Annotated in this window: 18 protein-coding genes, 1 tRNA gene and 1 pseudogene; 4 read left to right on the top strand and 16 right to left on the bottom strand. The window is 57.9% G+C overall.

What is annotated here, in order from left to right:
- Together B347_RS0121570 and B347_RS0121565 are read right to left on the bottom strand one after the other, a co-directional pair.
- Nucleotides 1-1,304: heavy metal sensor histidine kinase (locus B347_RS0121570; protein ID WP_019411776.1), on the bottom strand; the 1,304-nt coding region annotated here is incomplete at its 3' end.
- Nucleotides 1,297-1,971 carry a heavy metal response regulator transcription factor gene (locus B347_RS0121565; protein ID WP_019411775.1) on the bottom strand — a complete coding sequence of 225 codons (675 nt, stop codon included), beginning with the start codon at nt 1,969-1,971 and terminating at the stop codon, nt 1,297-1,299. The genes B347_RS0121570 and B347_RS0121565, both read right to left, overlap by 8 nt.
- A 135-nt stretch (nt 1,972-2,106) precedes the next feature.
- Here B347_RS0121565 and B347_RS0121560 point away from each other — a divergent pair, with 135 nt between their 5' ends.
- Both B347_RS0121560 and uraH read left to right on the top strand, forming a co-directional pair.
- Nucleotides 2,107-2,589, top strand: coding sequence for a GlcG/HbpS family heme-binding protein (locus tag B347_RS0121560; protein WP_019411774.1), 483 nt, complete (start codon nt 2,107-2,109; stop codon nt 2,587-2,589).
- Between the two features lie 16 nt (nt 2,590-2,605).
- Nucleotides 2,606-3,016, top strand: a complete 411-nt coding sequence (gene uraH, locus B347_RS0121555) for a hydroxyisourate hydrolase (protein ID WP_019411773.1) — start codon at nt 2,606-2,608, stop codon at nt 3,014-3,016.
- A 58-nt stretch (nt 3,017-3,074) separates the two neighbouring features.
- Here the strand turns inward: uraH and B347_RS0121550 are convergent, their stop codons facing one another.
- The 5 genes from B347_RS0121550 to B347_RS0121530 are packed head-to-tail and all read right to left on the bottom strand — an operon-like array spanning nt 3,075 to nt 7,255.
- A complete protein-coding gene (locus B347_RS0121550) occupies nt 3,075-4,298 on the bottom strand; it encodes a methyltransferase (RefSeq protein WP_019411772.1) in 1,224 nt (407 codons plus the stop codon).
- Complete coding sequence (locus tag B347_RS0121545; RefSeq protein ID WP_019411771.1) at nt 4,279-4,968, bottom strand: ABC transporter permease; 690 nt, start codon at nt 4,966-4,968, stop codon at nt 4,279-4,281. The genes B347_RS0121550 and B347_RS0121545 overlap by 20 nt, the downstream gene beginning before the upstream one ends.
- A complete protein-coding gene (locus B347_RS0121540; protein ID WP_019411770.1) occupies nt 4,968-5,660 on the bottom strand; it encodes an ABC transporter permease in 693 nt (230 codons plus the stop codon). The genes B347_RS0121545 and B347_RS0121540 overlap by 1 nt, the downstream gene beginning before the upstream one ends.
- 58 nt (nt 5,661-5,718) lie before the next feature.
- A complete protein-coding gene (locus B347_RS0121535) occupies nt 5,719-6,468 on the bottom strand; it encodes a transporter substrate-binding domain-containing protein (protein WP_019411769.1) in 750 nt (249 codons plus the stop codon).
- Between the two features lie 13 nt (nt 6,469-6,481).
- The gene (locus tag B347_RS0121530) at nt 6,482-7,255 is read right to left on the bottom strand and encodes an ABC transporter ATP-binding protein (protein ID WP_019411768.1); all 774 of its coding nucleotides are present in this window, start codon (nt 7,253-7,255) and stop codon (nt 6,482-6,484) included.
- A gap of 550 nt (nt 7,256-7,805) precedes the next feature.
- Between B347_RS0121530 and gabP the strand changes: the two genes are divergently transcribed.
- On the top strand, nt 7,806-9,197 hold the full coding sequence (gene gabP, locus B347_RS0121525) for a GABA permease (protein WP_019411767.1): 1,392 nt from the start codon (nt 7,806-7,808) through the stop codon (nt 9,195-9,197).
- Nucleotides 9,198-9,289: 92 nt separating this feature from the next.
- Here the strand turns inward: gabP and B347_RS0121520 are convergent, their stop codons facing one another.
- Together B347_RS0121520 and B347_RS0121515 are read right to left on the bottom strand one after the other, a co-directional pair.
- Nucleotides 9,290-11,527 (bottom strand): ATP-binding protein, encoded by a 2,238-nt coding sequence (locus B347_RS0121520; RefSeq protein WP_019411766.1) that lies wholly within the window; start codon nt 11,525-11,527, stop codon nt 9,290-9,292.
- Nucleotides 11,524-12,129, bottom strand: coding sequence for a biliverdin-producing heme oxygenase (locus tag B347_RS0121515; protein ID WP_019411765.1), 606 nt, complete (start codon nt 12,127-12,129; stop codon nt 11,524-11,526). The genes B347_RS0121520 and B347_RS0121515 overlap by 4 nt, the downstream gene beginning before the upstream one ends.
- Nucleotides 12,130-12,300: 171 nt before the next feature.
- Here B347_RS0121515 and B347_RS26175 point away from each other — a divergent pair, with 171 nt between their 5' ends.
- Entirely contained in the window at nt 12,301-12,546 is a 246-nt protein-coding gene (locus tag B347_RS26175) for a DUF1272 domain-containing protein (protein ID WP_081498333.1), read from the top strand.
- Between the two features lie 41 nt (nt 12,547-12,587).
- Here the strand turns inward: B347_RS26175 and B347_RS0121510 are convergent, their stop codons facing one another.
- The 7 genes and pseudogenes from B347_RS0121510 to B347_RS0121480 form a co-directional block, all read right to left on the bottom strand.
- Nucleotides 12,588-12,839: a DUF3077 domain-containing protein gene (locus B347_RS0121510; RefSeq protein WP_019411764.1), complete on the bottom strand. Its 252-nt coding sequence runs from the start codon at nt 12,837-12,839 to the stop codon at nt 12,588-12,590.
- Between the two features lie 219 nt (nt 12,840-13,058).
- Nucleotides 13,059-13,541 (bottom strand): annotated as a pseudogene (locus B347_RS25275) (hypothetical protein); the annotation flags it as partial.
- 39 nt (nt 13,542-13,580) lie between these two features.
- On the bottom strand, nt 13,581-14,051 hold the full coding sequence (locus B347_RS0121500; protein WP_019411762.1) for a hypothetical protein: 471 nt from the start codon (nt 14,049-14,051) through the stop codon (nt 13,581-13,583).
- A gap of 165 nt (nt 14,052-14,216) precedes the next feature.
- Nucleotides 14,217-14,292 (bottom strand) — tRNA-Phe (locus B347_RS0121495).
- Between the two features lie 104 nt (nt 14,293-14,396).
- Nucleotides 14,397-14,669 (bottom strand): oxidative damage protection protein, encoded by a 273-nt coding sequence (locus B347_RS0121490; RefSeq protein ID WP_019411761.1) that lies wholly within the window; start codon nt 14,667-14,669, stop codon nt 14,397-14,399.
- Nucleotides 14,666-15,733 carry an A/G-specific adenine glycosylase gene (gene mutY / locus B347_RS0121485; RefSeq protein WP_019411760.1) on the bottom strand — a complete coding sequence of 356 codons (1,068 nt, stop codon included), beginning with the start codon at nt 15,731-15,733 and terminating at the stop codon, nt 14,666-14,668. The genes B347_RS0121490 and mutY overlap by 4 nt, the downstream gene beginning before the upstream one ends.
- Nucleotides 15,730-17,943: an AsmA family protein gene (locus B347_RS0121480; RefSeq protein ID WP_019411759.1), complete on the bottom strand. Its 2,214-nt coding sequence runs from the start codon at nt 17,941-17,943 to the stop codon at nt 15,730-15,732. Before B347_RS0121480 ends, mutY begins: the two co-directional genes overlap by 4 nt.
- Nucleotides 17,944-18,154 lie beyond the last annotated feature (211 nt).

Raw genomic sequence — 18,154 nt, 5'->3', positions numbered from 1 at the left:
CCGCCGTGCAGGTGCATGATCGATTTCACTATTGCTAATCCCAACCCACCCGAATCGCCCGGTTGCGCGCGCGACGGGTCGACCCGGTAAAACCGGTCAAATAACTTATGCACATGCTGCGCCTCTATCGGCGAGCCCATGTTGTGTACGCCAACCCAGCAATAGTCGGTGTCATCGCGACGCCGCAGGCTCAAGCGGCTGCCCGGATCGGCATGCCGCACGGCATTGGCCAGCAGGTTACCCAGCGCCCGTTGCAGCAAATGTTGATCGACGTTTAACGTGCCGTTGAGCTGGTTGTCGAGCCGCAGCTCACGGTCATCCGCCAGGGCTTCGAAGTAATCGCAGAGTTCATCGCCCACACGCTGTAAATCCAGTGTTTGCAGTTGCAAGGGCCGTTGGCCATGTTCGGCCCGCGCCAGAAACATCAGGCTTTCAGCCATACGATTGAGTCGCTCGTATTCTTCAATGTTGGACGCCAGCACTTCTTGGTATTCAACCGTGCTGCGCGGTTGGTTGAGCGCCAAGCTGTTGCTGCCCAGTAAGTTATGCAGTGGCGTGCGGATTTCATGGGCCAGGTCGGCCGAGAACTGTGACAGCCGCGCAAAGTTGTCTTCAAGGCGCGTCAGCATGGCATTTAGCGCTTGTACCGGCTCTTTCAATTCCGTGGGTATGTTGTCGACGGGCATGCGTTGATCAAGGCTGCGCGGGTTGATGCCGCGCATGGCCTGCGCCAGTTGACGCAGCGGTTTGAGGCCGCGCCGCAACAGCAACAGACCGAGGCCAAACGCGAGCACGGCACCAAACCCGACGGCCATGTACAAGCGCAGACGGTAACTGGCGAGCATTTGCTCGCGCTCTTCAAGCCATTTGCCCACCGTCACGCTCAGGGGTTCGCCCGCAGGCCCTTGTGCGGTGCCGGTGAGCAGGGCGACGTTGTTCACCGTCTGAACATCGGCACGCTTGGGTAATCGTTCTTGAGCCAGAGGCTCCAGGGTGGGCAAGGCGAGCTGGCGCGGGTTGATCGTGATGACCGCGCTGCCATCGCCGCGCTTCACTAGCAGCACGCTGTCGAGATTGCCCAGCATGTTTTGATACAGCCGCGGGCGTTCTTGCAAGGCTTCGAGGCTGTCGCTGTCGTGCAGCAGGGCGCGCACGTGTTCAAGGCGCCCGAGCAGCGCCATGTCGTCGCGAAAGGTCAACTCCGAGGCCAGCGAGCGGTACAGAAAAACGCCGACAGCGCTTAGCACCAGCGCGCAGGTTAAGGCAATTGCCAGGGCCAGTCGCCAGGCGATGGAGTTAGTCATCGGGCGCGTCCAACTGATAGCCGACGCCGCGCACGGTGTGGATAAGTTTGGGCATGTACGGGTCGTCAACCTTGGCGCGCAGGCGGCGCACAGCAACTTCGACCATGTTGGTATCGCTGTCGAAATTCAGGTTCCAGACCTGGGAGGCGATCAAGGTGCGCGATAACACTTCGCCCTGGCGGCTGGCCAGCAAGTGCAGCAGCGCGAACTCCTTGTTGGTCAGGCTAATGCGCTGACCACCCCGGCTGACGCGTCGGCGCAGTACGTCGATTTCCAGGTCGGCAATGCTGTAGGACTCGGCCTCGCGCATCGGGCCACGGCGCAGCAAGGTGCGTACGCGGGCCAGCAGTTCGGCAAACGCGAAGGGCTTGAGCAGGTAATCGTCAGCGCCCAGCTCAAGGCCGCGCACGCGGTCTTCGATAGCGTCTTTGGCGGTCAAAAAAAGCACCGGCGTGGCTGAGCGCTGGCGAATCAGTTGCAATAGCTGCCAGCCATTGAGCCCCGGGAGCATCACATCCAGGATGATCAGGTCGTATTCCTGCTGCTCAATGAAATAACGCCCGTCCAGCCCGTTCAGCGCCACATCCACCGCAAAGCCTGACTCTCTAAGGCCCTTGGCCAGGAAGTCAGCCGTCTTGGCTTCATCTTCAACCACTAACAAACGCATCGCACACCTCGATCAATCGTGGTCACAGGCTAGGCGCCTTCTGTGACGTTGCCTATTACAAACTTGTAATTCAACTGACGGGGTTCTGACGGGGGGGACTGGTTAAGGTGGCGTCCTTAGAACAGGAGCTTGCCCATGATGCTGAAAACCTTGCTGTTGTGGACTGCGGTTGGCGTTGCTGGCGCCGCTCAGGCAGCGCCCAATTTACCGCGCCATGCCGATCTGGACTTGGCCACAGCCCGCCAATTGGCCGACGCCACGCTCAAGCACTGCACTGGCGCGCTGAGCGTGCTGGATCGCGGGGGCAACGTCTTGGTTGCAATGCGCCCGGAGGGTGTTGGGCCGCATAACCTGCTGGCCAGCCAGCGCAAGGCCTACACCGCACTCTCGACCAAAACCCCGACCCGGCAGTTTGCCGAGCGCGCCCGCAACAACCCCGAAGCCGCCAACCTCAGTTCCATCGCAGAACTGTTGCTGCTGGGCGGCGGCGTGCCGTTGTTTGCTGACAGTGAATTGGTGGGCTCTCTCGGCGTGGCTGGAGCGGGCGGCGCCGAGCAAGACGAAGGCTGCGCCATGAGCGCGGCTCAACAAATTGGCTTGGCCACACAGCGTAATTAACCCCGGAGGATGAATCATGAATAGATTACGAACCACCTTGGCAGCCCTGAGCCTGAGTGCTATTTCGAGTGTCGCACTGGCCGCGGGTAACCCGTTGAGCGTGCACGTGCTGAACTTGGAAAACGGCTTGCCGTCACCGGGCGTCAACGTGACCCTGGAAAAACACGTCGGCCAGAACTGGCAGCCGCTGGCGCTGGGCGTCACTAACGAGCAAGGCCGCATTGGCGAATTGTTCCCGGCTAAGCAAGCGTTTGAAGCCGGTGAGTATCGGGTCGTGTTTAAAACGGGCGAGTACTTCAAGAAAACCGGTCATGAGACATTCTTCCCTGAAATCCCGGTGATATTTGAAGTGAAGAATGCCGACCAGCACTATCACATCCCGTTGTTGCTCAGCCCTTATGGGTTCTCGACGTACCGGGGGTCTTAGCAGCCCCTCACCCTAGCCACTCCGGAGGGAGAGGGTTGGGGTGAGGGCTGTTTTCAAGTTACCCACAGCGCTGCGCAATCACCATCAGATTGCGTGGCGTGAGGTGGCTGTCGCAAAACTCGCCCACCTGCACGTCGTAGCCTTGCTCGCGCAGGTACAACGCCCGATCCAGCACCAGCCACAGTTCTAGCGGGCGACGAAACAGCCCGCGTACTAGCTCCAGATTGCGTACCTGCGTCAGCCGCGCCCAGCCCGCTGCTTCAAGGGCTGCCCAATCCTCGTGGCCGGTTGTGGATAAGTTTTTCAGCGCAGCCAAGTCCTCGCAATACTGCGCAAACGGCTTGCTCAACCACGTACTGGGCAACGAGGGTGTGGATAAGTAGTCGTCGCACTGGCGCAACTGCCGTTGCAGCGCATCAAACCCCAAGCGCCGTGCCATCGACTCATCGCGCTGGCGCCGTACGCGGCTGCCTGCAGTCACGGTTTCGCTCATCGGTAGGCTTAGGTCTAGCGGCGATAACTGCAACGTTGAGGCGTTGGCTGCTGTGGATAACGGCTGATACTGCGCGGCACTGATGCGGTTGTAGCAGCACGGCGAGATTGCCAGTTGTGCACAGCCTGCTGCGCTGGCCAGTTGCAGCAAGCGCACGTGCAAATCACCACACGCATGCAACGCTACCGGGGTCATGCCGGGTTGCAGTTGCAGCGAGGCGTTAGCAGCGAGCACGTCTTGCTGCACATGCCGGGCGTTTAACTGATGACGCTGACTCAGCGCCTGGCCAGCGTCGATCAGCGCCGGGTCGTATTCGAGACAGGTCAGTTGCTGCTCGGCGTTTAATAACCGACGCCCCAAATGCCCTTTGCCCGCACACCAGTCCAGCCAGTGAGTGGGCGCCTGTTTAAAGCTCAGGCTCTGGGCGAAGGCTTCAATTTGCTGCCATTTGCGACCGGGCACGTCCACCTGCAAGCGCGGGGCGGCTGGCGATAAGGCGTGTATGGGCAAACGGTCTATGGCGCAGAGGGCAAAGGCGGTGGCCGCCAGCTCAGGAAACGGCGCAGGTGCGTCTAAAGCGTGCGGCTGGTTGTGGCTGTCTTCAGCGTCTTGCAACGAACGCTGGCGCAACCACTCGGAGAGTTCTGGGTGTTGGGCTTCCCACGGCATCTTCAGTTGGGTGAAGGGCCGTGGGCGCCACAGGTGCTGGTGTTCACGTAAGAACGTGTCCAGCGCCTCAAAGTGGGCGAGCAGTGGCTCGCCCTGAGGATCAGCGACCTTGGCAGGCATCGACGCGCAACCAGCGCTCCAGCAGCTTGAAACCCTGAATCAGTACAAACGACATGACCAGGTAGATCACCCCGGCGATCAGGAACATATCTACCGTCTGGTAGTTACGGGCAATGATGGTGCGGGTCATGCCGGTCAGTTCCAGCAAGGTCACGGTACTCGCCAGCGAGCTGGCCTTGAGCATCAGGATTACTTCGTTGCTGTACGCCGGCAGGCCGATGCGCGCAGCACGCGGCAGCATGATGTGTACCAGGGTTTTGAAGCGAGACATGCCCAAGGCGCGTGCGGCTTCGATTTCACCCGGCGGAATGGCCTGAATAGCGCCGCGCAAAATTTCTGCGATATAAGCGGCTGTGTGCAGGGTCATGGTCAGCACTGCACACCAGAACGGGCTGCGCAGGTAGGGCCACAAGACACTCTCGCGTACGACTTCAAATTGCCCTAGGCCGTAATAGACCAAAAAGAGCTGAATCAGCAGCGGGGTGCCGCGAAAGAAAAAGATGTACCCGTAAGGCAGCGAGCGCACGTACCACAGCTTGGATGAGCGGGCGATGCCCAGCGGAATCGCCAGAATCAAACCGGCGATGACTGAAAGGGCGGTCAGCTCCAGCGTCAGGGTTGCACCCTGGATCAGCTTGGGCAGCCACTTGAGTAAAAGCTCCCACACCATTACGTTCTCCTCGCGAAGCCGCGCGCTGCGCGTCTTTCAAGCACGTACAGAGTGCCCATGGCCAAAATGGTCAGGCCCAAGTACATCACGGCAGCCACCATATAGAAGGTGAAGGGTTGTTTGGTGAAGGTCACCGCGTTTTGCGCTTGGCGCATGATTTCTTCCAGACCGATCACGGAGACCAGCGCGGTGTCTTTCATCAAAATCATGAACAAGTTGCCCAGGCCGGGCAGGGCGATACGCCACATTTGTGGCAGCACCAACTTGGTGAAAATCCGCGGCTTGGACAGACCCAATGCCATGCCCGCTTCGCGGTGGCCTTTAGGAATGGCCAGAATGGCGCCACGAAACACTTCGGTCGCATACGCGCCAAAACACAGGCCCAATGCGAGAACCCCGGCCGCGAAGGCGCTGAGGGTAAGGTCGGGCATGCCGATCAGTTCGCCGAGGGCACGCACTGCGTTCACGCTGCCGAAATAAATCAGCAACACCCACAGCAGTTCCGGCACACCGCGAACCAACGTTGAATAAGTGCCGCCGAGCCATCTGAATGGCTTGTAAGGCGACGTTTTAGCCAGTGCACCGAGCAACCCGAGCACCAGGCCCAAGCACAGCGCACTGAGTGCCAGTTTGACGGTCATCAGCGCGCCAGCAGCCAGCAGCGGGCCGAATCCGTATAAGTCGATAGTCATGGGTTAGGCAGGCTTTGCTAGGGACCGGCGCTGCGCAAGGCAGCACCGGTCAGGCAGGTCAGTAGATGCTGAACGGGAAATACTTGTCGTTGATCTTCTTGTACGTGCCGTCCTCAATGATTTCCTTGAGGGCGAGGTTCAGCTTCGCGCGAAGAGGGTCGCCTTTGCGTACAGCGATGGCGACTTCATCTTTTTGAACAGGCTCACCTTTGAACTCGTAATCTGTGCCGTCTTTGCTTTTCAGCCATTCATAGTTGGCGTACTTGTCGGCCAGAATTGCGTCGAGCCGACCCGAAGTCAGGTCAAGGTAAGCGTTTTCTTGGGTGTCATACAATTTGATGGAGATGTCATCGCCATAGGTATCTTCCAGCCATGTGGCGGCTTGGGTTGCACGTTGGGTACCGATGGTTTTGCCTTTCAACGACGCTTTGTCATATTTGAAGTCGACGTTTTTCGGGGCAATGAACTGCTGCATGTTCGAGTAATAACGATCGGTGAAGTCGACCGCTTGCTTGCGCTCATCGGTAACCGACAGCGAAGAAATCAGGAAGTCGAATTTCTTGGCGTTCAGCGCCGGGATGATGCCGTCCCAATCGGAGGTGACCACTTCGCATTCAACTTTCATCTTGGCGCACAGCGCCTCGCCGATGTCTTTGTCGAAGCCTACAACGGTACCGCTGGCGTCTTTGTTGTTAAACGGCGGGTAGGCCGCTTCGATACCCATTTTCAGTTTTTCAACAGCCAAGGCATTAGCACTGAACACCAAGGTGGCGGCAGCAGCCAGGAGAAGTTTTTTATAGTTCTGCATGCGTATTGCTCCGTTAGCGATTGCTGGACATGAATTGTTTGCAGCGCGCTGAAACCGGGTTATCAAAAACCTGTTCAGGCGACCCTTGCTCTTCGATCAAGCCTTGGTGCAAAAACACGACTTCAGTGGACACCTGACGGGCAAAACCCATTTCGTGGGTGACCAGTAGCATAGTGCGACCTTCTTCGGCGAGCGCGCGGATCACACTAAGTACTTCCTGGACCATTTCTGGGTCAAGTGCTGATGTGGGCTCATCAAACAGAATGACTTTAGGTTGCATGGCCAAGGTGCGAGCGATGGCGGCGCGTTGCTGCTGGCCGCCAGACAATTCAGACGGGTAGGCATGACGCTTTTCAGCGATACCCACCTTGGCCAGCAACGCTTCGGCCACTTCGATGGCCTCGGCCTTGCTCTGACCCAGCACGCGACGCGGTGCCTCGATCACGTTGTCGAGGATGGTCATGTGCGGCCACAGATTAAAGTTTTGAAACACAAAACCCAGTTCGCTGCGCATGCGGTTGATCTGTTTGCCATCAGCGGCAACCAGTTCGCCATTTTTGGCTTTCTTGAGCTTGAGTTCTTCTCCGGCGACCAAAATTTGGCCGTCGTGCGGATTTTCCAACAGGTTGATACAACGCAGCAGAGTGGACTTGCCGGAACCGGAAGAGCCCAGGATCGAGATCACGTCGCCGTCGCGTGCGGTCAGCGAGATACCTTTGAGTACCTCAAGCTCTCCGTAGCGTTTATGCAAGTTGCGGATTTCAAGCGCGGGCGTGGCCAAAGCCATGTGCGGTCCTCATTGTGTTCGGGTGCGATCCTGCTATTGGGGGGCCTTCCTGGCGATGGCCAAGCTAGCATAGGGTCGCCAAGGCAACCAGCCGCCCCCCAGGCGCATAAGGCAGAAGAGTGGTCGTGTGTCGCATCGCTACAGCTGACTGTCGCGCCGACAACAACCGACCCCGTGTTTTGCCGTTTGACCAGACAGGTGTCGCGTAAAAAAGGTCGCGATGGTGCCAGTTTTAGCCCTGTGTTGGAAGCACGAACCTACTAAAGGTCAAACATGTGCACCGGTTTTGGGCCATATGGGAATTTTTGGGTATTTTTGGTGCGCGAGACGTCGTGTTACTGAGTGTTACGGTAACAAATTGGCGAAAAGCCATTACTCTCAATAGGTTGCAATAAGAGCACAGATTCGTCGTAGCCCGCGTAAACCGTGCATGTGTCACATTTTGGCTCATTTATTGCGTAAATAATTATAAACGCCCCGTTGGTTACTTTTTACGAGAAGGTAATCAAGCGCGGCGCTCGGAATGGCTTTCACTGCAAAGGTAGTCCCAATGAGCAATACGCAATCCTCTAACGGTCTTGAGCAAGGGCTCAAGCCGCGGCATGTGACGATGCTGTCAATCGCTGGAGTTATCGGCGCCGGCTTGTTTGTCGGCTCAGGACACGCGATTGCCCAAGCGGGCCCTGCTGTGCTGCTGGCCTATGCCGCAGCCGGCACGTTAGTGGTGCTGGTGATGCGCATGCTGGCCGAAATGGCCGTTGCCTCGCCGGACACCGGTTCGTTCTCCACGTACGCCGACCGTGCCATCGGGCATTGGGCCGGTTTTACCATTGGCTGGCTTTACTGGTGGTTCTGGGTGCTGGTTATCCCGCTGGAAGCCGTTGCCGCCGGTACCATCCTGCATGCGTGGTTCCCGGGCACAGCGATTTGGGTGTTTACCCTGGTTATCACAATGTTACTGACGGTGACTAACCTGTTCAGCGTCAAGAACTACGGCGAGTTTGAGTTCTGGTTTGCGCTGATCAAAGTGCTGGCGATTGTGGGCTTCATTGTTCTGGGTGCGCTGGCCATTTTCGGCGTGCTACCGACCAGTCAAGTCAGTGGCGTTTCGCACCTAGTCGACACCATCGGCTTTATGCCCAATGGCATGGGCGCTGTACTGGCCGCCATGCTGACCACCATGTTCTCGTTTATGGGCACTGAAATCGTCACCATCGCGGCGGCGGAATCTAAAGAACCTAGCAAGCAAATCACCAAGGCCACCAATTCGGTGATCTGGCGTATTGGCTTGTTCTACCTGGTGTCGATCTTCATCGTTGTGTCCTTGGTGCCTTGGAACGACCCAAGCCTGCCTAGCCTCGGCTCTTATCAGACCGCACTCGTCAGCATGGGCATCCCGAATGCCAAACTGATCGTCGACATTGTGGTGTTGATCGCTGTAACCAGTTGCCTGAACTCGGCGCTCTACACGGCCTCGCGGATGCTCTTCTCCCTGAGCAAGCGCGGTGACGCACCGGCAGTTGCCAAGCGCACCAACGGCAGCGGCACGCCTTACTGGGCAGTGATGATGTCTACAGGCGCAGCTTTTGTGGCGGTGTTTGCTAACTACGTGGCACCCGCTGCTGTGTTTGAATTCTTGCTCGCCAGCTCCGGCGCCATCGCACTGTTGGTGTACTTGGTGATCGCTATTTCGCAACTGCGTATGCGCAAAAAACGCGTTGCAAACGGCGAGAAAATTGATTTCAAGATGTGGTTGTTCCCGGGTCTGACCTGGGCGGTAATCGTGTTCATCGTGGCCATTCTGACCCTCATGCTGTTCCAGCCAGAGCATCAGGCTGAAATCATGGCCACCGGTTTGTTGAGCATTCTGGTCGTGCTGGCGGGCCTATTGGTTGCACGTCGGCGCCGCATCGAGAAAGCGGGGGCAACGGTACTGAACTGAGGCCAGGACGGCCCTCAAGGTTGAGTACAAAATAAAGGTCGCCCTCTTTCGAGAGGGCGGCCTTTTTTGTCGGCATGAATTACGGTCAGCGGTTACTCGATTCTGGGCACCGTAAAGCGGAACTCACTGCCTTTGCCCGGCGTACTCTCGGCCAGCAACTGGCCGCCATGCGCCTTGATGATGCCTTGCGAGATATACAGCCCAAGGCCCGTGCCAGAGGCGTTGCCTTCTTTTGCAGTCCAGTAGCGATCAAAGATGTGAGGCAGTTGCTCAGCGCAAATCCCTTTTCCTGAGTCGCGTACGCTAAACACAATGTCATCACCATTGGACATGGCCGCCACCACAATTTTGCCGTCCGCGGGGGTGAACTTGATCGCATTACTGATCAGGTTGGACAGCACCTGAAAGAGTCGCTCAGGGTCGGCGTTGATCCGCAGGTTGGGTTCGGTGCTGAAGGTCAGCTCAACCGACTTTTCCGTCGCCAGAGGCATCAGTAACGACAGCGCCTCTTCAAAAATCTGCGTCACGTCCAGCGATTGTGCAGAGATCGTGTAGCGGCCAGCTTCGATCTTGGAGGTGTCCAGCAGGTCTTCCAGCAGAATATTCATGCGGCTGCTGGCCTGTTGCATGGTGTCAATGGCCGTGGTGATGCGCCTTGAGGCATGCGAGCCGTCACTGCTGAAGGTTTTTTGCATCATCCCGCAGAGCATCGAGATGATCGTCATAGGGTTGCGCAGGTCGTGGGATACCACCGCCACCAGTTCGTCCCGAGCGCGCACGGCTTGCTGTTCGCGATGAACCTGACGCGCCAGGTCATTTTCCAGCGCCGAGCGGCGCAGATCGTTGGCCGCGAACAGGTCGCCATGGCTCCATTTACTAGAGATGCCGTCCATTTCGACCTTCCATAACTCGAACGACGTGCGGGGGCTCAAGCGCAAGCCTTTAGCGCTCGTCTCCAGATTAAGCGGCTTTTGCGGGTCGCCGCTCCAAGGGATGCTTTCTTTGACCTCGGTCCTAAACCACAGCACCGCGTTATCCACAGGTTTGGGCAGGCTCATGGCCAGCAGGCCGCTGGCAATGTCTTTGTACACAGCCGCTGGCGCATACAAGGTCGACAGGCTGTGGGTGGAAAACACCGCAGCGTCGTCGTGCTTGAGCCATTGGTACAGATCGCGGATTTGATCGGGTTGCGGGCATTGGCCATACCGGTGCAACACGTTGCCTTCGAGAATGGCCACGCCACTCGCCTGGGTCAGTTCCATCAACACCTTGTGTTCTTGTGCCAGGCCGTCAAACACGTTTTCCGGGCCTTGTACCATGGCGCTGTTCAGGCGTACCAATGCGTCCACTTTAGCGTCGCGCTGGCGATTGATTTCTAGGGTTTGCAAGGCGCTGATCTGTAGCGACAGCACTTGGCCGATGGTTTGGCAGGCCATGCGCAACTCGTGCGAGACGTGCAGCGGCGTGCGATGACCGCAACTGATCAGGCCCCACAACCGCTCGCCATCCATCAACGAAATACTCATGGACGACAGCACGCCCATGTTTTTCATGTACTGACAGTGAATCGGCGACACGCTGCGTAACGTCGCACCGCTGAGGTCCAGCGGTTGTTGAGTGTCGGGACGCAGCGTTGGCACCAGCTCAACCGGCTTGTAGTCAGCGTTGGGGATGATGCGCAGCCAATGCGTGCGATACAGCTCGCGTGCCTGTTCCGGGATGTCAGAGGCCGGGAAAAACATCCCATTGAACAGCTCCATCGACGGGGCCGATGCCTCTGCGATGACTTGGCCGTGGCCCTCTTCCTGAAAACGATAGATCAAGACGCGGTCGTATCCGGTCAGCGACTGAATCTCGGTGACACAAATCTCGTACAGCGCGGGCAGTGTTTTGGCGGCTTGCAAGCGCTGCAACACGCGACTCAAGTTACGCACCTTGGCCATCGTGCCTATCAGCTCGACGTCATCGGGCTTTAACTCAAGCTCCAGAATCAAAATGCCTTTGTCTCTGTGCAACAGTCCTTCGTAGTCGATGCCTTGCAGGGTCAGTTCCAGCGGCGGCGCATCGACTTGCTCGGCAAAATGTGCCGCCTGCTGCACGGCGGCCGCGGCCTGCTGGCCGGTGAGCGTCGACAGCGGCTGATTCAGTAACGCGGCGGGTGACAGACCGAACAATGTCTCAACGTTGGCGCTGATTTGCTGAATGCGCAGGTCGGGTTCAGACAAGGTCATCAACAGGCCGTGGGGCTGAATGGCGCCCGGAAAGCGAATCGGCTCGTCGGCACAATTGGTCAGCAAGGTTTCGAAGGCTTGCGTATCGAGTGGGTTCATAACAGCACCTCCTGACGTTCGAGCCACTGCTCGAAACAGCTAAAAGTGGAACAGGCCGCTTCAACGGCTGCATTGCGTGCCTGGGCGTCCAGCGGCACGGCGCTTAGAAAATCCATAAAAGACTTCCAGTTGCGGCCAGTGGCTTCGCCATAAATGTAAAGAAAGGCGCAGCCGTTGTGGGCCTCCAGCGCCAAGTGCTCAGCCACGTGTTTACGCAAGACATTGCCACCCAAGGTGGCGCCTTCCAGTACATACAAAACCCCTAGCACGCGGGCTTGGCTGTTCAATGCCGGAAGCATCGGGCACAGCGCCAGCGCCTTAGGATTGATGCCCAGAGCCTGCAGGTCTTGCTCCAGTGCGGGGGCCTTGAGCCGAGCGTGAAGATCAAAGCCAGGCGGGATCGATGCACTGCGTTGCAGTTCGTGCTCTATTGCCTGATAGAACCCGAAATAAGCTGCCAACAGACGCCTGTAGAACGGCAGATCAAGGCTGTCTGAGAAAAATGGCAGGCGTTGCTCAAGCGCAACATGCAGGGTGTGAGTGCCAGCGCGCAGCTCGGCAAGGACCGAGGGGGCGGGCGGGGTATTCAGTTCGTGTGGCATGCAGGGTGACATGGCTCTCTGTGTGCGCCTTTGAGACAGCGCTCATAAGTATCTGAATTCACCAGATCGAAAAAGTGCAATTAATTTGCCATGAGCAATTAGCGGTTGGCTTTTTGCGGGAAGCGGCTTAAATGCAAAGAAGAAAGTTTTTTTGATGACGATGAGGTCCACATGCTCGAATTACGCCCCAATTGCGAATGCTGTGATTGCGACCTGCCGCCAGAGTCCGCTCAAGCGCGGATTTGCTCATTTGAGTGCACCTTTTGCGCGACCTGCGTGGAGCAGAAATTAGGCGGGCTGTGCCCTAACTGCGGGGGTGAATTACTGGCCCGCCCGCGTCGACCGGCGAGCAAGCTGGCAAAGAACCCGCCGTCGACTGCGCGGGTGTACAAGCCCGAAGGGTGTGCTAACCAGTGAGGTTTAACTCGCCGCGCAGGCCCTTCTATTAGGCGTGTGGTTTAGGCGGCCGAAATCAGTGAGTCGACCGTCGCTTTGGTCGCGCGCAGGGCGTGGCACAGCAGGAAGGCTTGATGCGCGTCGATTAGGGCGGTGCCGGTGGTTGCGGCGTCTAGTGAGTGGACGGCGGCAGGCAGAAGCTCAGAGGCGCTGTGCAAGGCGTCAATGGCAGGAATGTTAGGCGTGACACTGAACAATAAGTGATCGCGCCCGCTTTCGTGGAACGAGAGGGCGGTGGTGGTGAATTGAGTCATGTTGTTCTCCAACTTTTTTAGTAAGAGCTGACACGGTCCTTCCTACGGGATTGGGTGGCAGCCATGTACGGGGTAGGAATACCGGGAAAGTTGGCACCCGGCCAGACCGAAGTCTGCCCGCACACAGCTGCCATAGAGCGTTATCTCAGGCATAAAAAAACGCCGGAGAGACAGTCTTGGGCGCTACGCGCCAACTTTTTATCAGGTTCCTACACCCGGTCACGGGATTGACCGCGACGCAGCGGACTCTAGCGCTGACGCAATCGCTTGGCAATCGCTAATCCCTGTAGGAGCGAGCTGCCCCGGCATTCCCTCTGCCAATTCCCCGTGTCGCAACCATTGCAAGGCAATCGGCCACAAGGTGCTCTGAAAACGGCTATGGAAAAACGCGAGATGACCGATGGCTTTTGCGCCGATTTCTTGCGGGGCTATACGCAAATGCGTACGAGGGCTGGCGCTGACGTAACCGAGCAAGCGCTGGATGGCCGCCACGGTGCCGAAAGGATCGTCGCTAAGGCTGATAGCGAGGGTTTTAGCTGTGACGGATGAAAAGGGCAGGGTGGTAAGCGTGCGTGCGCTAGGGAGGCGTTCAAAGCGCGTGCTCAGGCCGCACCAGTCTTTGACCACGCCAGCCGGGGTGTCTTCGAGCCAGCCTAGGCGTTTGCCTGGAAAGTAACCGCACACGCGTGTCAGCAGCGGGCTCAGTAAACGCCCGGCTGACAGGTTGGGCCAGTGCTGCGGTCAGTGCGCGCTCCGGGTGTTGCGCTCTTGCAGCACGCGGGAGGCTTCGACGTAGGCTTTCTGGAAGGCCGGGGTTTCTATCCAAGCCACAGCGCTGTCTTCGTCGTCGCCGTGGATGGCAATGCGGTATTCGATCAACAGGCCCATCAAAAAGTCAGTGGCGGGCTCTTCTTCCTCTTCCGAGATCACCAACTCCAGCACCGGGTATTGCAGGAACACGGTGCACATCGTTTGCAGGTTGATGGCTTCGGCGGCTTTCATGACCTGGAACAAATCGTCGTAATCGGTCGGGTCAAAGCCGTTGTCGAGGATGTCCTGAAAGTTAAACGTGCTGAGATCGATTTTGACGTCATCGAATGGGTTGTCGATCAAGGTCGCGGCCGATGCCTTGGCCGGTTTGCCAACACGATTCTGCTTGGCTTTGGATTTGGCCCGCTGCGCATTCTTTTGCTGTTTTTTGGGCGATGACATGAACGTGTGTCCTTTGCAGGCTGAAGAGAGGATTGAACCCCATCTCTTTGCAATCGCCAAGAGAGGTGGCGCCACCGGGTATAAATCGCGCCCAACAAAAAACCCGCACTAGGCGGGTTTTTTGTGTGCTTTGAGGTGGTGTGAACACCACATCAAAACTGAATGTGGTGCCCAGAGACGGAATCGAACCGCCGACACGGGGATTTTCAATCCCCTGCTCTACCGACTGAGCTATCTGGGCAACGGGGCGCATTAGAAGCCTTTTTCGATTACCCGTCAAACACTTTTTTCAAAAATATTTAATTATTACCGTCGCTTACGGGCCAAACCCTTTAAAACCGGGGTTTATTCGGTCGGCGGAACGTAGCCTTCTGCTTGGGCGTATTCTTCGCCGCTGAAGAACTTATCCATCTCACCCTGCAAATATTTTCGATCTTCGGCATTCATCATGTTCAAACGCTTTTCGTTGATCAGCAATGTTTGGTGTTTTTGCCAGTCAGCCCACGCTTTGGCCGAGACGTGGTCAAAAATGTCCTGACCTTTGGTGCCCGGGAATGGGGCGCGCTCAAGGGCGGGCAGTTCTTCTTTGTATTTGCGGCACATAACGGTGCGGGTCATGAGGTCTCTCCTGCGTGTAATAGGTCGGCGGCTCGTTTGAGCAGCTTCTTGACCGGGGCAGCAAGGCCCAGGCGCGGCGGGGTGGCGAGGTTATACCAGAGCCAATCGGCCTCGGCCACGTGATGGCCCGACTCCTTGACGTGGATCAGCCAAGGTTCGATGGCCAGTTGAAAATGGCTAAAGGTGTGGGTCAGGCCGGGCAGTTCATGTTGCGCACCCACGGCCAGCGAGTGTTGCTGCGCCAAGTGTTCGATGTCATTGAGGTCATCCAGCTCTGGCAGGCTCCACAAGCCTCCCCACAAACCGGTCGAGGGGCGCCGGTACAGCAGAATTGCGCCCTCGGCATTGGCCAGCATCGGCATCAGCGTGCGCTTTTGCGGGACGGTCTTGCGCGGCTTGGGGATCGGGTAGCGCGTTTCCAGGCCGAGCATGTGCGCTTCGCAGTGGATTTGGACTGGGCATAGCAGGCAACTGGGTTTGCTGCGGGTGCAGAGCGTAGCGCCCATGTCCATCATTGCCTGGGTGTAGGCGTTGACCCGGTCATGGGGCGTGAAGCGTTCGGCGGTGGCCCACAGTTGTTTGGCGACCTTGGGCTCGCCGGGGTAGCCCTCTTGCGCGGTAAAACGTGCAAGCACGCGTTTGACGTTGCCGTCGAGGATCGGCGCACGCAGGCCCATGCTCAGGCTGGCGATGGCTCCGGCGGTGGACAAGCCAATGCCGGGCAGCTCGACCAGTTTTTCGACGTCCCGGGGGAATTCGCCGGCGTATTGCTCAACGACGATTTTCGCGGTCTTTTGCAAATTGCGGGCGCGGGTGTAGTAACCGAGCCCTGTCCACAGGTGCAGCACTTCGTCTTCGGGGGCGTTCGCCAGCGCTTCGACAGTGGGCAGAGACGCCATGAATCGGTCGAAATAACTGAGCACGGTGCTGACTTGTGTCTGTTGCAACATGATTTCCGAGACCCACACCCGGTAGGGGGTGATGCCCTGTTGCCAAGGCAAATCATGGCGGCCGTGTTGGTCATACCAGTCCAGCACGGCGCTTGCGAATTGCTCATCTCTCATCGGTTGAACAGCCCTTTGAGCGCGTTTTTGAGTTCTGGACTGACTTTGTCGCCGAGTTTCTCTTCCAGTTTCTCGCTCAGTTTGTTGCCCGCTGCTTTGGCGGCAACTTTGCCCAGGCCGTCCTTGTCCAGACGGCACGCCTTGGCGCCCAGTTCCAGCGGGCCACGGCACAGCAGTGGGAGTTCAATGCCGACAAAGTTTTTGCCAATCTGGCAAGCCGGGTCCGGGATCGGGTTGGTGTCGCCTTCCAGGGTGATGCCGATGCGGTAATCCATGCCCAATACGCGCAGGTCGATGTCGCCATCGCCTTTTACGCTCAGGCCGGGAATACGCACGATCAGGTCTGGGTTACTGGCCACGCCATTACGGAACACCAGGCTGCCCTTCAGCTCCTTGAACGGCGTGTCTTTGGCCAGCGGGGCGCCGCTCAGGGTTTTGCGGTTGAGGATGGAGATGCCTTTGCACAGTTGTTGTTCAATGTTGGCATTGAGCAACACGCCGTTGTTGAGCGCAAAACTGGCGTTGCCATTAAGGCTTTGAATCAAGGCGCTCTGGCTGTTGCCGCTGGCGGTGACGTTGCTGTTGAGGGTCAGTAAGCCGGTCACGGGTGGTTTTTGGCCCTGGCTCTGCAGGATCTTCTCGACCGGTACATGGGTGATGCGGGTTTGCAGTTTGACCAGCGGCTGGATGGGTTGCACGTCTAGGCTGCCGTTGGCTGCGAAAGTGCCTTTGTAGAGACCGCCGCTCAGGTTTTCGAGGGTCAGCACGCCGTCTTTGCTGTTGGCTTTGAGCACCGCATTCTGGATCGGCAACTTGCTGAGGGTCAGTTGGCCAAAGCTGATGTCAGCATTCAGGTCCAGGGTTTTGAGGTGGGCCACGGGGATGATTTTGGCCGTGCTCCAGCCGCTTTTGGTCGGGGCTTCTGGCAGCGGGCTGTCGCCTGATGCGGTCAACGCGCTGGCCTCGCTGCCCTGTACTTCAGCCTGGCGAGCAGCGGCGGCGCCATTGGCTTGCGCCGACTTGGGCGGCAGGTAGCGATCAGCGTCGAACGTGTCGCCTTTGAGCTGAATACGCAGGGCTTGTTTGGCGAAGTCTTCGACGGCGATGCGGCCGGTGAAGGTGCTGTCATCGACATTCAGTTTGAGATCGTCAAAGGTCACGCTGGTTGGCGTACCCGATAGGCGGGTCACTAATTCGAATTTGCTCAGGCTGCCCGGCGCCATGGCAGGCAAGGGCTGACCGACGCTGTCGAGGAACTTGGCCAGATCAAGCTGGGCAATCGACAGACCGCCGCTGACCTGTGGGGTCGTGTCTAGGCTGTTAGCCTTGAGTTCACCAATGGCGCGCAGTTGGTTGGCGGAAATCTTCAAGCTGCTCCACTCGGCGACGTTCGCAGCCAGATCGACCAAAAGTTGGCCGGAAGCTGAGAAGTTCACGGTTTTGCCTTGCAGCGGCTCGCCAGCGGCTTCGCCCACCAGCTTCATGTCTTCGAACTGATAGCGCTTAAGCACGCGGTCAAAGCGCAGCTTGCCATCGAGTTCAGTTTTGACTCGCATCACAGGCTTATTGGTGCCCAGGAAGGCCGTCAATTTGACCGGGGTGCTGGTGGCCTCATGAATCGGGCCGGTGCTCATCTGTATGCTCTCGGCGCTGAGCTGTTGGCCGCTTTGCTCGTCATTGTATTCAACGCGGGCATTGTTCACGGTCAAGCTGTCGATATCGAGTTTCAGCGGCTGGCTGGCGGCTTCGGGGGTGGCAGGCGCGGGCTTGGTGTTGTCCGCTGTTTCGGTACCGGCTGCGGCTGGCGCTGGTTTACCGATGTCTTCCCAATTGCCGCGCCCGTCTTTATCGCGGGTCAGGCGCAGGTTCAGGCCTTCGACTCGCACGTCGCTCATTTGTATTTCTTTGCGCAGCAGTGGCAGCACGCGCACTGACAGACCCAGCATTTGCAGGTCGGCAAAAGGTTGGGTCGGGGCGGCAAGGGTCGCCACACTGGCGTCGTGCAACTCCAGGCCTAGCCACGGGAAGAGGCTCCAGCCGATGTCGCCATTGAGAGTCAGCTCAATATGAGCTTTGTCACGGGCTATCTGGCGGATCTCGTCTTTGTAATCGTTGGGGTCGAACAGATGGCTCAGGGCAAAGCCCAGCGCCACGATGATCAGCAACAATCCGAGAAGCACCAGACCCAGGATTTTGCCGAACGCTTTCATGGGCGAGTCCTTGTAAGTCTGTGTGAAGGGGAGTTTTAAATTTAGCCGCAGAGTATAGCCCCAGGCGCCAACCGACTGGGCGGTGGATCGCGACTGATCAGTTTGGTTATTTAACACCGCATCAGTTGGGGCGTTGGCCTACGCTCAGATGGTAATCTTCGTCTGTTTTCCAGACCTTCGGCCGCGCATTGCCGCGCCATGAACTGAACCC

The sequence above is a fragment of the Pseudomonas psychrophila HA-4 genome, from assembly GCF_000282975.1.
GTDB classification, from domain to species: domain Bacteria; phylum Pseudomonadota; class Gammaproteobacteria; order Pseudomonadales; family Pseudomonadaceae; genus Aquipseudomonas; species Aquipseudomonas psychrophila_A.
Note: the sequence above shows the minus strand (reverse complement) of the source record. Positions and strands in the feature narration are given on the sequence as shown.

Coding starts and splice junctions, on each gene's coding strand:
- B347_RS0121565 (WP_019411775.1), bottom strand. CDS start 1,971: ATGCGTTTGTTAGTGGTTGAAGATGAAGCCAAGACGGCTGACTTCCTG.
- B347_RS0121560 (WP_019411774.1), top strand. CDS start 2,107: ATGATGCTGAAAACCTTGCTGTTGTGGACTGCGGTTGGCGTTGCTGGC.
- uraH (WP_019411773.1), top strand. CDS start 2,606: ATGAATAGATTACGAACCACCTTGGCAGCCCTGAGCCTGAGTGCTATT.
- B347_RS0121550 (WP_019411772.1), bottom strand. CDS start 4,298: ATGCCTGCCAAGGTCGCTGATCCTCAGGGCGAGCCACTGCTCGCCCAC.
- B347_RS0121545 (WP_019411771.1), bottom strand. CDS start 4,968: ATGGTGTGGGAGCTTTTACTCAAGTGGCTGCCCAAGCTGATCCAGGGT.
- B347_RS0121540 (WP_019411770.1), bottom strand. CDS start 5,660: ATGACTATCGACTTATACGGATTCGGCCCGCTGCTGGCTGCTGGCGCG.
- B347_RS0121535 (WP_019411769.1), bottom strand. CDS start 6,468: ATGCAGAACTATAAAAAACTTCTCCTGGCTGCTGCCGCCACCTTGGTG.
- B347_RS0121530 (WP_019411768.1), bottom strand. CDS start 7,255: ATGGCTTTGGCCACGCCCGCGCTTGAAATCCGCAACTTGCATAAACGC.
- gabP (WP_019411767.1), top strand. CDS start 7,806: ATGAGCAATACGCAATCCTCTAACGGTCTTGAGCAAGGGCTCAAGCCG.
- B347_RS0121520 (WP_019411766.1), bottom strand. CDS start 11,527: ATGAACCCACTCGATACGCAAGCCTTCGAAACCTTGCTGACCAATTGT.
- B347_RS0121515 (WP_019411765.1), bottom strand. CDS start 12,129: ATGCCACACGAACTGAATACCCCGCCCGCCCCCTCGGTCCTTGCCGAG.
- B347_RS26175 (WP_081498333.1), top strand. CDS start 12,301: ATGCTCGAATTACGCCCCAATTGCGAATGCTGTGATTGCGACCTGCCG.
- B347_RS0121510 (WP_019411764.1), bottom strand. CDS start 12,839: ATGACTCAATTCACCACCACCGCCCTCTCGTTCCACGAAAGCGGGCGC.
- B347_RS0121500 (WP_019411762.1), bottom strand. CDS start 14,051: ATGTCATCGCCCAAAAAACAGCAAAAGAATGCGCAGCGGGCCAAATCC.
- B347_RS0121490 (WP_019411761.1), bottom strand. CDS start 14,669: ATGACCCGCACCGTTATGTGCCGCAAATACAAAGAAGAACTGCCCGCC.
- mutY (WP_019411760.1), bottom strand. CDS start 15,733: ATGAGAGATGAGCAATTCGCAAGCGCCGTGCTGGACTGGTATGACCAA.
- B347_RS0121480 (WP_019411759.1), bottom strand. CDS start 17,943: ATGAAAGCGTTCGGCAAAATCCTGGGTCTGGTGCTTCTCGGATTGTTG.